General features: G+C 63.7%; 12 protein-coding genes. 5 read left to right on the forward strand and 7 right to left on the reverse strand.

Annotated features, from left to right (window positions below):
* Positions 1–4: 4 nt before the first annotated feature.
* The 7 genes from KYK29_RS03730 to KYK29_RS03760 all read right to left on the reverse strand — a co-directional run bounded on the left by KYK29_RS03730 (position 5) and on the right by KYK29_RS03760 (position 9,194).
* Positions 5–1,684 carry a formate--tetrahydrofolate ligase gene (locus KYK29_RS03730; protein ID WP_254689493.1) on the reverse strand — a complete coding sequence of 560 codons (1,680 nt, stop codon included), beginning with the start codon at positions 1,682–1,684 and terminating at the stop codon, positions 5–7.
* A gap of 219 nt (positions 1,685–1,903) precedes the next feature.
* On the reverse strand, positions 1,904–3,037 hold the full coding sequence (locus KYK29_RS03735) for a DUF2333 family protein (protein WP_254689494.1): 1,134 nt from the start codon (positions 3,035–3,037) through the stop codon (positions 1,904–1,906).
* The gene (locus tag KYK29_RS03740; RefSeq protein WP_254689495.1) at positions 3,030–4,331 is read right to left on the reverse strand and encodes a DUF6638 family protein; all 1,302 of its coding nucleotides are present in this window, start codon (positions 4,329–4,331) and stop codon (positions 3,030–3,032) included. Before KYK29_RS03740 ends, KYK29_RS03735 begins: the two co-directional genes overlap by 8 nt.
* 88 nt (positions 4,332–4,419) lie before the next feature.
* A complete protein-coding gene (locus KYK29_RS03745) occupies positions 4,420–6,327 on the reverse strand; it encodes an AAA family ATPase (RefSeq protein WP_254689496.1) in 1,908 nt (635 codons plus the stop codon).
* Positions 6,328–6,331: 4 nt separating this feature from the next.
* Positions 6,332–7,480, reverse strand: coding sequence for a hypothetical protein (locus tag KYK29_RS03750; RefSeq protein ID WP_254689497.1), 1,149 nt, complete (start codon positions 7,478–7,480; stop codon positions 6,332–6,334).
* Positions 7,481–7,538: 58 nt separating this feature from the next.
* On the reverse strand, positions 7,539–8,627 hold the full coding sequence (locus KYK29_RS03755) for a coiled-coil domain-containing protein (RefSeq protein WP_254689498.1): 1,089 nt from the start codon (positions 8,625–8,627) through the stop codon (positions 7,539–7,541).
* A gap of 177 nt (positions 8,628–8,804) precedes the next feature.
* Positions 8,805–9,194, reverse strand: a complete 390-nt coding sequence (locus KYK29_RS03760; protein ID WP_254689499.1) for a c-type cytochrome — start codon at positions 9,192–9,194, stop codon at positions 8,805–8,807.
* A 299-nt stretch (positions 9,195–9,493) separates the two neighbouring features.
* Here KYK29_RS03760 and KYK29_RS03765 point away from each other — a divergent pair, with 299 nt between their 5' ends.
* The 5 genes from KYK29_RS03765 to KYK29_RS03785 all read left to right on the forward strand — a co-directional run bounded on the left by KYK29_RS03765 (position 9,494) and on the right by KYK29_RS03785 (position 13,864).
* Complete coding sequence (locus KYK29_RS03765) at positions 9,494–10,444, forward strand: choline ABC transporter substrate-binding protein (protein WP_254689500.1); 951 nt, start codon at positions 9,494–9,496, stop codon at positions 10,442–10,444.
* Between the two features lie 90 nt (positions 10,445–10,534).
* The gene (gene choW / locus KYK29_RS03770) at positions 10,535–11,410 is read left to right on the forward strand and encodes a choline ABC transporter permease subunit (RefSeq protein WP_254689501.1); all 876 of its coding nucleotides are present in this window, start codon (positions 10,535–10,537) and stop codon (positions 11,408–11,410) included.
* On the forward strand, positions 11,407–12,450 hold the full coding sequence (choV, locus tag KYK29_RS03775; RefSeq protein WP_254689502.1) for a choline ABC transporter ATP-binding protein: 1,044 nt from the start codon (positions 11,407–11,409) through the stop codon (positions 12,448–12,450). Before choW ends, choV begins: the two co-directional genes overlap by 4 nt.
* A 125-nt stretch (positions 12,451–12,575) precedes the next feature.
* Positions 12,576–13,346 carry a HugZ family pyridoxamine 5'-phosphate oxidase gene (locus KYK29_RS03780; RefSeq protein WP_254689503.1) on the forward strand — a complete coding sequence of 257 codons (771 nt, stop codon included), beginning with the start codon at positions 12,576–12,578 and terminating at the stop codon, positions 13,344–13,346.
* Positions 13,347–13,525: 179 nt separating this feature from the next.
* A complete protein-coding gene (locus KYK29_RS03785) occupies positions 13,526–13,864 on the forward strand; it encodes an ArsR/SmtB family transcription factor (protein WP_254689504.1) in 339 nt (112 codons plus the stop codon).
* Positions 13,865–13,905 lie beyond the last annotated feature (41 nt).

Below are 13,905 nucleotides of genomic sequence, written 5' to 3' on the forward strand. Positions count from 1 at the left end.
AAGATCAGGAGAGACCTTCGATGTCGCCGTCCTGATTGAGGAAGATACGCTCCGACGAGGGTGTTCGCGGCAGGCCGGGCATGGTCATGATCTCGCCGGTGATAACCACGACGAACCCGGCCCCCGCCGACAGCCGGACCTCCCGGATCGGAACCGTGTGGCCGGAGGGCGCGCCGCGCAGGTTGGGATCGGTCGAAAAGGAATATTGGGTCTTCGCCATGCAGATCGGCAACCGGCCGTAGCCCTGCTCCTCCCATACCCGCAACTGCTCCCGCACCGATTTATCGGCAATGACGTCGCTGGCGTGGTAGATATCCTTGGCGATGGTCTCGATCTTCTCGAACAGCGGCATGTCGTCCGGATAAAGCGGCGAGAACTGCGACAGCCCCGCTTCCGCAAGCTCCACCACCTTATGGGCAAGGTCGACGATACCGGCCGAACCTTCCGCCCAGTGCCGGCAGACGATGGCCCGCGTGCCCATCGTGGCGACGTAATCCTGGATCACCTGAAGTTCCGCTTCCGTATCCGAGGAGAAATGGTTGATGGCCACCACCGCCGGAAGACCGAATTTCTTGACGTTCTGGATATGGCGGCCGAGATTGGCGCAGCCGCGGCGGATCGCCGCCACATCTTCCCGCCCGACATCGTCCTTCTTAACACCGCCGTTCATCTTCATCGCCCGCGCGGTCGCCACAATGACCACCGCATCCGGACGCAGACCCGCCTTGCGGCACTTGATGTCGAAGAACTTCTCCGCGCCGAGATCGGCCCCGAAGCCGGCCTCCGTCACCACGTAATCGGCGAGTTTCAAGGCCGTTCGCGTCGCCACGACCGAATTGCAGCCATGCGCGATATTGGCGAACGGCCCGCCATGGACGAAGGCGGGATTGTTTTCCAGCGTCTGCACCAGATTCGGCTGCATGGCGTCCTTGAGCAGCACGGTCATCGCTCCGTCGGCCTTGAGATCGCGGGCGAAGACCGGCGTCTTGTCGCGTCGATAGCCGACGATGATATTGCCGAGCCGTCGTTCCAGATCCTTGAGGTCCCGCGCCAGACAGAGGATCGCCATGACCTCGGAGGCCACGGTAATGTCGAAGCCGGCCTCGCGCGGAAAGCCGTTCGCCACGCCGCCGAGGGAGCAGACGATATCGCGCAGCGCCCGGTCGTTCATGTCCATCACCCGCCGCCAGGCGATGCGGCGGATATCGATGCCCAGTTCGTTGCCCCAGTAGATGTGATTGTCGAGAAGTGCTGCAAGCAGGTTGTGCGCCGCCGTGATGGCGTGGAAATCGCCGGTGAAATGGAGGTTCATGTCCTCCATCGGGACCACCTGCGCATAGCCCCCGCCGGCCGCCCCGCCCTTGACGCCGAAGCAGGGGCCGAGCGAGGCTTCGCGAATGCAGATGACGGCCTTCTTGCCGATACGGTTGAGGCCGTCGCCGAGCCCGACGGTCGTCGTGGTCTTGCCTTCGCCGGCCGGCGTCGGATTGATCGCCGTGACGAGGATCAGCTTGCCGTCCTTCCGCTCCTCCTGCTGGCGGATGAATTCCGCACCGACCTTCGCCTTGTCGTGGCCATAGGGCAGCAGATGCTCCGCCGGTATGCCGAGCCCCGCGCCGATCTCCAGGATCGGCTTCTTGCGCGCCTCGCGCGCGATCTCGATATCGGATTTCACCTCCGCCATTGCCGCCTCCCCCTTCTGAAAGCCGTCGGACGCGTTGCGGTCTCCTCCCCGGCACGCGTCCGCATCCCTTTATCCATGGCGCGACCATTCAGCGGCAAGCCTGAAGGCTTGGCGCGCCCGAATATGCCGCCCCATGGACGGGAAACGACAATCCACAGCAAAATTGCGCCACCGGCGGCGGCTTTGCGCCGCCGGCCACGGATTGAGGCCGGAAAACCGCTATCGCGCCAGCACGTCGCGGATTTCCACGAGATTGGAGCGCACCCGCAGGATATAGAAGCCCATGGTGGCGAGATGGGTCGGCATGATCCAGCCGTCTTCGCGACCGTTCGAGATGATGACCGGCTGGATGCGCAGGGCGGCGCGCAGCTGCTTCAGCGTTTCCGTCCAGAGCTGCGTGATGCCGCGCTGGGCGATGACGGAATCGAAATCCGCCCCCGCTCCCGAAAGCACGCCGTAATAGCCGTAAAGCTGGCCATAGGCGAACCAGAAGCGATCGTCGGCCCGCGTGTCGAACCAGCCGCCGTTATGGAATTCCGAGCGCTCCCGGATGATGGCGGAGGTGTTGCCGAGATCGTTGGCGATACGGTCGAGGAATTCGATGAAATTGTCGGCCCGGCCGTCGAAGGTCGCCTCGCAGGCGGCAAGCGAGGTGTTGAAGGCGCGCAGGTCCCGCATCGCCGCGCGGTAGAAACTCGGCGTCGGCGTCTTCGGCCCGAAGGGGTTGAGGCCGAAATACCAGGTTCCCTCGTTGAATTGCAGGTTGCCGCGCGCCGCCTGAAGGTTGTTGTTGACGCCCGAGGTGCCGCGAACCCGCCCGAGCGAATCGACCAGTTCGACGGTGGTGCGCCGCACGGCCTGATTGATGCCGCGCTGGAAGGACGCCTTGTTGTCGAGCCAGGGCGTATCGTCCCAATCGAGGCCGAACAGGCCGGTCTTGTAAAGCAGCATGGAGGAAACCCATGCGTTATGGTTCACGTTGAGGTCGATGAGATCGGCGGCCACGTCGACGATCGCCGAAGCCTGGCAGACGTTTGCCGGAGCCGTCTCCCCGGCCGCAGCCGCCGTCGTGACCGGCTGCCCGGCATCGTTCTTGCGGGCATTGAGATTGTAGGCGTTGACATAATCCGGATCGAAGCCGGTCCAGACCTGCGTGTTCCAGACGAAATAGCCGTAACCGGCGACAATCAGCAAAAGAACGACGCCGATCGGCCCCTTGATGATCCAGCTCCGCCCCCGATACCAGCCGGCAACGGTGACGAAGGGCCACAACACAAAGGCGACCGCCTGACCGATCCCCCGGCCGACCGCCGAAAAAAGGCGCTGAAAGAACGCGACGACCGGATCAAGCATGTAATTTGTCCTTTCTGATGCCGAAGAGTTTCCTGCGGAAGGCAGCCTTGTCCCGCAGATAGGTCTCCGTCAACGTCGCGACCACATAGGCGCGAAACTTTTCATCGAACCTTTCGTAATCGGCGTAGAAACCCTGCTTGTCGAAAACGAAGCGAGAAACGAAATCGAACGGCGTCAGCCGGGCGATCAGCCGGTTGACGAGCCACTGGTCCGGATGGGCCGGCGCCGCGCGCACCAGAAGGAAGCGCCGCTGCGGCGCGATCGCCTCCATACGGATCTCGCCGGTCGCCGCCACGGTGCGCATCGCCTCCTGAAGGAAGGGGTAGAGCCCGTCTTCCGCCACCAGCGCGGCGTTGCGATGCACCCAGGTCTGCATCCATATGCGGTCCGCCTTCGCAAGATCGACCGCCGGATCGGCACGATGGACGAGCCCGGCAAGCACCATGTCGGCGCGATGGCGATAAAGGCCGGACGGCTCCACCCAGGAGGCGCGCGGCAGTTCCAGCCGCTTCGTGCGGACGAGAAAATCGAAGATCCGCTTGTGGTCGTCCAGCGCGATATAGCTCACCTGCCAGGGCCGCGAACGGCGGAAGCCGGGAACCGACGGATCGCAGATCACGGTCGTCGTCCTGTCGTCGAGGAAGACGAAGACACCGCCGAAATGGTTCGCCCAGAACGCCTCGTGGCGGAACACCAGCCGGTCCGGCACCAGCGCATTCTGGCGGATGTCACCGGTCTGCCGCGCCAGTTCCACCATGCGCTCCAGCATCGCGTCATCCGCCCAGGCATTCGGCACCGTCGTCAGCCGGTCGACAAGGCCCCGCAGTTCCGCCGCCTTGCCGAGCATGTCCTCGGCAGAAAGCACCCGGAAGCGCACTTCGCTGATCGACAGGAGATCGTCCACATCGCGCACGACGGAAACCGACTCCTCGATCTCGCCATAGAGCGCGTCGCGAATGGTGATGGCGTTGATCGCCCGCGCGTTGGCGGCGAAGAATTCATGCATCAGGGCGGCGGTGTTGGAAAAGCTCGTATGCACCACCGGCAGTTCCACCTGATCCGGCATCATGACGATGAAGCGGCGGTTGACGCTGTTTGGATCGAGATAGTCCCGGTCTCCCAGTTCCTCGGCGATTTCCGGCGAGAAACCCGTCATGTCGATGCGGAAACGCGACAGCGCCGTGCGCCGGTTGCCGAAGGCGTCCAGCGCCTTGTTGTAGCGCTCGACCAGATGCGGTTCCTCGACCGGCAGCAGCCGCCCGTAGAGCAGTTCGGCTTCGACAAGACGGTTCATGGCCGCACCGATACAGGCAGGAAAACGTGCCGGGGCGGGCAATTTCCATGGGCCGCCGCAGTCGTCTTCAACACGGGCTTCCGCTTTCTCACCAGCGCCCCTCCGTCTTCATCGTCTCGATTTCGAGGATCGCCTTTTCACGCTGGCGTTCACGGCGGATGATGTCGGAGACCGCAGCGGCGTCGGATGCGTCGGTGTAGCGGAACTCCGAATCGGCGTAGCGATTGATCTCCTGAAGCACCATTTCCATGGTGATCGGCCCGCGCAATTCCTCGATCATCGCCTTCTTCTCGTCGTAGCTCCGGCGCATGAAGGCGTCGGGCGTCGCAAACCAGTCGTCCGGCAGATCCACGTCCATGGCGCGCATCTTGACGGCATCGGTGATGTTGCGGATGGCGCGGCCGGTAAACCGCGGCTCGGCAAGCTTGATGGCGTGCAGGTAGCGGCCGATATCCTCCAGCGTGCGGATCGCCCCATGCTCCTTTTCATGGCGCTGCCAGACGGCGAGAAGGCCGTCTTCCTGCGGTTCGGAATGCCGGTCGTAGGAGGTCAGGACGGCCCGCCGGATTTCCTGTCCGGCAAAAAGCGGGTGATCGCCGAGCGGAATGGCGTGATTGCGGCCGACGAGCAGCGCGAAGATGTCGATATAATCGCTTTCCGTCTGCGGCCCGTCCACCAGCCAGCGGGCGCCGGCGCGCTGGCGCAGCGCATCGTCGACATTTTCCGGATAGTTGGAGAACATGCCGAAGGTGCAATTGCCGCGCACCACCGTGGAGGCGCCGGCGAAACTTTCCATCAGCACCGCCGTCACCTCGTGCTGGCCCGCGGACGCCCGGTCGTCGGAGCGCTTCGCCGCCACCTGGTCGACATCGTCGATGGTGCCGAAACCGATCGTCTTCGGGTTCATGACGTTGGTCACGAACTCCTTGCAGTTCTGGCCGGACTTGCCCTGATAGGAGGAAATCTGGTCGACGCCGAAATTCTCGTAATGGAAGGCGTAGCCGGCGACCGCGCAATAGTCGTTGAGAAGGCCGGCCAGCATCTGGATGAGGATCGTCTTGCCGGTGCCCGGCATGCCGTCGCCGATGAAGGTGAAGAGGAAACCGCCAAGCTCGACGAACGGGTTCATCTGCCGCTCGAAATCATAGGCGACGAGCATCCGCGCAAGCTTCATCGCCTGATATTTGGCGATGTGATTGCCGATGATCTCCTCCGGCTTCTTGAAGGCCATGACCAGCGGCCCGCGCTTGCGGCCGGGCGCGACGTCGAAGCCGTCAAGAACAAAATCGTCCTGCTCGATACGGATATGGGCGTTCGCGAAGCCGGAAAGCCCGCTGAAGCGCGCCTTTCGGCCGATCAGCCCTTCGAGCGCCACACGCGCGAAGGCGCGCGCCCGGCTGGTGAGCGCCGCATCGTCCGACGCGCCGGCAAGCATGCGGTCGAGACCGGCCACCATGCTTTTCAGCGCATCCTGCGGCGTATCGAAACGATAGTCCGGCTCATCGCCATCCTCGACGGGCTCCGCCTCGCCCGAAAGGGTCGCGCCGAGATAGGCCGCGAAGGTGAAGGATGCCACATAGGCGGAGGCCGCTAGCAGCGCCTTGAAGCGGTCCGCTTCCGCGCCGGCAAGCGGCGACTGGCAATTGCGCGCTTGCAGGCTTTCAAGATCGCTCTGCCGCGAGAAGGCATCGGCCACCGCCAGCGCCACCTGCAATCCCCGCCGCGCCCGGTAAAGCACCGCATGCTGCTGCGGCGTCAGCAGCGGATCGTCGGCGCGCACGGACTGGATGGTGCGAATGAGTTCCACCTCCCGGCTTCGTCGCACCCCGCCCGTGGAAACAGGGGAAACGAAGCGCCGGCCGGTCCCGGCGAGCGTCGTGCCGCCGCCGGCGTCGCTTTCCAGAATGGCGATCTTCGTCACGAGGCTCTGCGCCACCGCGCGATGCACGGCGATATCGTCCTCGCGGATGGCGGTAAGACCTGCGTTGAGGCTCATCGGTTCATACCTCGCTGATCACCTGGTTTCCGGAGATCACATGCACCTTGTAGTCTCCGAAGATATTCTCCGCCTCACCCGCCGCATAGAGCGCCTGATAGGCGTCATGCGGCACCAGCGCGTGTTTCTCATAGGCGCTGACCCCCATGCGCACGGCCTCCAGATCGCCGGTCTCGACATGGAATTCCTCCTGCGCCGGGGTGGAATTCCAGAACCCTTTCCGCGCCGGTCGCTCCGCCGTGGAAAACACCTCCTGCACCGTCCAGGTAAGCAGCCAGGCGTTTTCCGGCCGGCGAACGCGGGACAGGATTCCGTTAACCCGCTCATTGTTCTCCGTGACGCCGGCCGAATAGAACGGGCCGAGCACGATGCGACGGAGCTGCTTGGGATGCAGCGCCGGGAAATCCCTGTCCAGATTGGTGGCGATGGTGACCGGGGACAGCGAATAGGCGCTGTTTTTGAGCGCGAAGTCGTCGAACAGTCTGGCAAGCTCCGGATTGAGCAGCCCGCCGACCGGCAGCGGGATATCCACCTCCGGGTCGAGCCTGCCCTCCGGTGTCACCAGCATGTCGACGATCGTCTCGCTCGAATCCTCGATGGTCGCCATATAGACCATGGGCAGGGTCGCCGTGCCGTCGAAAGCCCCCCAGCTAACGATGTAATAGGGCCGCATGGTCTTGGGATTGACGGCGACGCGGATGGTTTCCGGCAGCACGAAGGGCGAGAAGATGTCCCCCTTGCCGATCTGTTCGAGATAGAGCCTTTCGGCCATGCGCGCCTGGAGCACGGCGGGAAAGGCTTTCTGCCGCAGGATGAAATCCGCCATCTCGACGCGCAGCTGATCGGCGGTCGGCATCGCCGCAAGACGCTGTTCCGCGCTCTGGCGGTCGTTTTCAAGCTCCAGCACGTTCTGGAACACCGGAAAACCGCTTTCCGCCCGGGAAATGCGGAACTGATCGACGAAGCCGATGCGGTTCTCCCAGCAGGCGAAGGACGCCTTCAGCCGGGCGAGATAGGGCATCACCGCCTCACCCACGACGCTGTTGCGATAAAACGGCGAGTTGCGGTCGGCAAGGAAGACTTCGAGGCCTGCCAGCGCAGAACGGATCGTGGCGAAATACTGGCCCACAGGGCTGTCGGCGGCGATGTTCATGCGGCCGCCGTCCCCGCGACGCCGCTCTCCATCCTGCGGGACAACACGACGGCCCCCATCACGGCTTCACGTAATCGGCGGCGTTATGCTTGTCCATCACCTCCTGGAAGCGGCGCGTGAAGGCGTCGTCGGCAAGTTTCTTGCGGCGCTGGATATCCTGCGTGGCGATCATGTTCTTCTCGTGCATCTCGAGCAGATCGCCGATATGGCGCTGCGCCGCCGAGCCGATGCCGGCCATGGTCTCCTCGGCCGCGGTGTCGACCTGGCTGCCGAGCGTATTGATCTTGTGGGCCACATCCTGCTGCGCGGCCGTCTTCAGCGAGTCCTCCAGCGCCTTGTAGAGCACGATGCGCTGTTCGGTATCGATGGTCAGCTTGTTGATCAGCGTGTTCTGCGCGGCGATCTGGTTGTTGAGCGAATCGACGAAGGTCTGGAACATCGAGGTATAGCGCTCCAGCGTCTGGCTTTCGGCCAGCAGCTCCTGCTCCTTCGCCTGCATCTGGTTGTATTCCGTCGCCAGCGCCGAGCGCTCCCCTTCAAGATCGGCGCGCGTCTTCTGATCCGTGGAGGCGGCGATGCGATTTTCCACATCGAGAAGCGAGGGATTGAGTTCCTCGATGCGCGTCTGCGTGGCCTCCAGCGTCGCCATGGTCGTCTTGCGCCGCTCGATCACCTGCACGAGGCTCGTCTCGGAGGTCTTGTAGCGTTGCTCCAGGATGGTTTTCTGTTCCTTGAGGATACCGACGATCGTATCGGATTTGGCGAGCAGTTCCTGGAGATTGCCGGCAAGCGACATGTTGCGCACCCGATCGGTCCGCAGACGCTGCATCTTCTGCCTGGAGAAAAGCCCGATGAACTTCTCGTAGCCCGTATAGTTCTTCATGCTTTCGAATTCCGAACCGAAGACGTTGGTGGCGTCCTCCAGCCCGATGATCAGGTCGGCGATATTGCTTTCCATCACCTTCTGCTGGGCGATGACGTCCTCTATACGGGCGTTCTCGATATCGAAATCGGCGTCGCCAAGCCGGGTGTCCGCCTTGGCGAACTGCTCCAGCAGGGTGCCGGATTGCTCCAGCTTGCCGCGCATCTGGTCGACAGCGCTCCGGGTCCTTTCGATCTCCGTGTCGAAATTCTGAAGTGTGGCCATCGGCTTTTCCCTTCCTCGTTACCGGCAGGCGCGCTTGACGCCCGATCCATTGCGCAGACCGTGACCCTATACGAATCCGGCCGGGCGGAAACCCGCTCCGGCGCGCGCCCGCAGAAGATGTGGGACGGCCGCCCGCCCCCGCAAGAGCAGACAGGGGATTTTGCAACGGAAAACGGACTATTGTGCCGGAGGATCGCGAAGATAGGCGATCAGGTTGGCGATGTCCTGCGGCTTCTTCAGTCCGACGAAACTCATCGCGGTGCCCTTCACCATGGCCTTGGGCGACAGGAGATATTCGCCAAGCAGCGCCTCGTCCCATACTTTGCCGCCCTCGGCGAAGCCGAGCATGGCCTTCGAATAGCTGAAGTCCTCCACCGAGGCGACGGGACGGCCGATGATACCGGCGAGCGTCGGCCCGACCCGGTTCACGGGCTCGGTGGTGTGACAGGCGGCGCATTTGCGAAAGACGGCCTTGCCGGCGACCGCGTCGCCTTCCTCCGCCAGCGCAGGGACGGCCAATGCCGGCGACAGCAGACAGAGCGCCAGTCCTATTCCCGCGGTTCTCACAGGTTTTCCTTTCCCCGCCCGCCTCGATGAGCGCTGCTGACGTCATCCCGGTGGCGGCGGCGACAGGAAGCATACGTGTCGCCGCCGCGGATTTCCACCTGCCCGCTGTGTCTGCTTTTTGCGGACAGAGCGCAAAATCCACAGAAAAGCGCAAGGCCCGTTGCCTGCGACACTCAGATGCCGAATTGCGAAACAGCCGAAGGTTTTTGAACGGCCCATCCCCGTCGATATGGGTTAAACAGCTTGAAAGCATGACGTTTTGATGATTGGCTACGACACTAATTTTTAGGGGAACGAAAATGAAGACTTCATCGCTTATCAGACTGACGCTTGCCGCCGCCGTGTCGGCCATGGCTTTCGGCGCCGCCGCCGCCGAACCAGAAAGCTGTGGCAAGGTGCGCTTCTCGGACGTCGGCTGGACGGACATCACCGCCACGACGGCGCTCGCCACGACCGTCCTGAAGAGCATCGGCTACGAGACGGACGTGACCGTGCTCTCGGTTCCCGTCACCTATACGTCGCTCAGCAACAATGACATCGACGTCTTCCTCGGCAACTGGATGCCGACCATGGAGGCCGACATCGCGCCTTTCCGTGAGGACGGCTCGGTCGAAACCGTCCGGGTGAACCTCGAGGGCGCGAAATACACGCTGGCGACCAATGCGAAGGGGGCCGAACTCGGCATCAAGGACTTCAAGGACATCGCCACCCACAAGAGCGATCTCGACGGCAAGATCTACGCCATCGAACCCGGCAACGACGGCAACCGGCTGATCATCGACATGGTTTCGGACAACAAGTTCGATCTCGGCGACTTCGAGGTGGTGGAATCCTCCGAGCAGGGCATGCTTTCCGAAGTGGCGCGCGCCGAACAGGAAAGCCATCCGGTCGTCTTCCTCGCCTGGGAGCCGCATCCGATGAACGCCAACTTCAAGCTTACCTATCTTTCCGGCGGCGACGACGTGTTCGGCCCGGACTTCGGCGGTGCGACGGTGCTGACGAACGTGCGCAAGGGCTACACCGAGGAATGCGCGAACGTCGGCCAGTTCCTGAAGAACCTCTCCTTCACCCTTGCCATGGAAAACGAGGTCATGGGCAAGATCCTGAACGACAGTCAGGATCCCGACAGCGCCGCGACCGACTGGCTGAAGGCCAATCCCGCCGCCATCGAACCCTGGCTTGCAGGCGTCACCACCCGGGACGGCAGCGGCGAAGCCCTGCCCGCCGCCAGGACCGCTCTCGGTCTTTGATGACCGGGTCAGGGGCGGGAAGCCGGCTTCCCGCCCTGTCTTTCGGCCCCCATCATCGCCTCGCCAACAACCGGACAGGGACATAGACCCGTGGACTGGCTCACCGTCACAAAACTACCGATAGGGCCGTTCGCCAAGGAGGCCGTGAACTGGCTGACGACGAACGGCAAATCGTTCTTCGACTTTCTCAAGGTCATCCTGCAAGCCGGCATCGATGCGATGCTTTACCTGTTGCAGGCCCCCTTCATCGCCAGCGCCGGCGGAAAATTCGCCTATGCGCTGTTCCTCATCGCCATCGTGACCGGCGTCAGCTGGTATTTCCGCCGCTCGCGCAGCGTCGCGGCCTTCACCTTCTTCGGACTGCTGCTGATCGTCAATCAGGGCTACTGGAAGGAGACGACGGAGACGCTGGCGCTCGTACTGGCGGCCACCGGCGTCAGCATGGTCATCGGCGTTCCGCTCGGCATCGCGGCGGCGCGGCGGCCCTGGTTCTACGCCATCCTGCGGCCCGTGCTCGACCTGATGCAGACGATCCCGACCTTCGTCTATCTCATTCCGGCGCTGATCCTCTTCGGCCTCGGCATGGTGCCGGGCCTGATCGCCACGGTGATCTTCGCCATTCCCGCGCCGATCCGCCTCACCCGCCTCGGCATCATCTCGACGCCGCCGGCGCTGGTGGAGGCCGCCCAGGCCTTCGGCGCGACGCCCATGCAGGTGCTGCGCAAGGTGGAATTGCCCTTCGCCACGCCGCAGATCATGGCCGGCCTCACCCAGACCATCATGCTCTCGCTTTCCATGGTGGTCATCGCCGCGCTGGTCGGCGCCAAGGGGCTCGGCGTGCCGGTCGTGCGCGCGCTCAACACCGTCAATATCTCCATGGGCTTCGAGGCCGGCCTCTGTATCGTGATCCTCGCGATCATCCTCGACCGTCTCTTCCGTTCTTCCGGCGAAGGAGAGCTGTCATGAGCGCCGTCGTGACCTTCAGCAACGTCGATATCGTCTTCGGCGACGATCCGCAGGCGGCGATCGCACTGATCGACGCGGGCAGGACCCGCGACGAGATCGGCGACGAAACCGGACTTGTGGTGGGCGTCGCGGACGCCACGCTGTCCATCGAGGAAGGCGAGATCCTCGTGCTGATGGGCCTGTCCGGCTCCGGCAAGTCGACGCTGCTGCGCGCCGTCAACGGTCTGGCGCCGGTGGTGCGCGGCGAGGTGCTCGTCCATACCGCCTCCGGCGCGCTCAACCCCTACAAGTCGACGGCGAAGGCGCTGCGCCAGTGCCGGATGCACACGGTCTCCATGGTCTTCCAGCAGTTCGCGCTGCTGCCCTGGCGCACGGTGGCGGACAATGTCGGCTTCGGCCTGGAACTGGCCGGAATCCCGGAAACCGAGCGCAAGGCGCGCGTCGCCGAGCAGCTCGAACTCGTCAATCTGGCGCAATGGGCGGACCGACGCGTCAACGAGCTTTCCGGCGGCATGCAGCAGCGCGTGGGCCTCGCTCGGGCGTTCGCCACCGGCGCGCCGATCCTCCTGATGGACGAACCCTTCTCCGCCCTCGACCCGCTGATCCGCACGCGCCTCCAGGACGAGTTGCTGGAGTTCCAGCGCCGGCTGAAGAAGACCATCATTTTCGTCAGCCACGACCTCGACGAAGCGTTCCGCATCGGCAACCGCATCGCCATCATGGAGAGCGGCCGGATCATCCAGTGCGGCACGCCGCAGGAAATCGTCAAGAACCCGGCCAATCAGTATGTAGCGGATTTCGTGCAGAACATGAATCCGATCACCATGCTGACGGCGCGCGACGTCATGCAGGAAGGCGCAAGCGGCGCCGGCGGCGTCACCGCGACGGCCCGGCTCGACACCCCGCTCGTGGATATCCTGGAGGCCATGGCGCGCCAGCCGGGCAATATCGGCGTGGTCGACAATGGCGCCGTGATCGGCACCATCGACGCCCAGAACGTGGTCAGCGGCCTCACCCGCCACCGCCGCCGCGATGACTGACCGGCCGGACGCCGGTCTCTTCCGCTTCCCGCCTCCCGTTATGCGGGCCGCCTCGATTTTCTCCTTGAAGCAAGGCGTGTAGCGGGGCAGAAGGAAGGTCAGGCAAGCAGAAAAAGGAGCCGGCGATGGCACAGGGGACGAAGGACAGGGCGAGCGTTCTGCAAGAGACGGACGACGATGCGCGTCGGCTCGCGCGCATTCTTCTGCGCTCCGCCAGAAGCTGCGCGCTTGCCGTTCTCGAGCCGGAAACCGGCTTTCCCTTCGCCACCCGGACCCTGACCGGCATCGACACGGACGGCACGCCGGTCATTCTGGTCTCCGGGCTGTCCGCGCATACGCAGGCGCTGAAGGCCGACCCGCGCGCCTCCCTGCTGGCCGGCGAACCCGGAAAGGGCGATCCCCTCGCCCATCCGCGCCTGACCGTGACCGTGCGCGCCGAAGAGGTGCCGCGGGACGGCGAGGCGCATCGCACGCTGCGCGAGCGCTTCATCCGCCGCCATCCCAAGGCGAAGCTTTACGTGGATTTTCCGGACTTCCGCTTCTTCCGCCTTGTTTTGCAACGCGGAATGCTCAACGGCGGCTTCGGCAAGGCCTTCGTCCTGTCGGCCGAGGATCTGGCGATCCGCTCTCCGGCCCGCGCCGCGCTCGCCGCCGCCGAAGCCGGCGCGGTGGAACACATGAACAGCGATCACAGGGACGCCGCCGGTGTCTATGCACGCCATTATTGCGCGGCGCGCGACGGTGACTGGACACTGGTCGGCATCGACGCCGCCGGTATCGATCTGGCGAGCGGCGACCGGCTGAAACGGCTCGAATTCGAGCAGGAACTCGAAAGCGCCGAGGCGCTTCGCGGCGAACTCGTCCGGCTGCTGCGGCAGGCGCGCGGAGACGGTTGACGATCGCTCATGGCATGATGCGAGCACGCCGCTGGATCGAAACTACCCCACAATGCTCTTTATACGTGCACAAGACCCCCGATTTCTTGCTCTTGCTGATCATGGTTTTGTTTATATGCTAACGCGCGTATTTACGAAAAAGCACATATTTTAAAGTACAAAGCGAGGAGCGGGTGAGGATGGAGAAGCTTAGCGAGACGGAACATACACAGGCGGAAGTTGCAGCCGAATTCCTCTCCGCCATGGCCAATCCGAAGCGCCTGCTGATCCTCAGGATCCTCGTCACCGGCGAAATCGCCGTCGGGGCGCTCGCCGCCCGCGTCGGCCTCAGCCAGTCGGCCCTGTCGCAACATCTCTCCAAGCTGCGCGCGCAAAATCTCGTGACCACCCGTCGCGACGCGCAAACGATCTATTATTCAAGCAAGTCCGACGCCGTCCTGACGGTGCTCGATGCGCTGAACCGCATCTATGACGAAAGCGACGACGCCCTGCCCCGGACGAAGCTCCGCATCGCCTGACCGCGTCGCTGGCCGCCCTTTCCTTCCGCACAAGACCAACC

The sequence above is a fragment of the Shinella daejeonensis genome (assembly GCF_024281235.1).
Classification (GTDB): domain Bacteria; phylum Pseudomonadota; class Alphaproteobacteria; order Rhizobiales; family Rhizobiaceae; genus Shinella; species Shinella daejeonensis.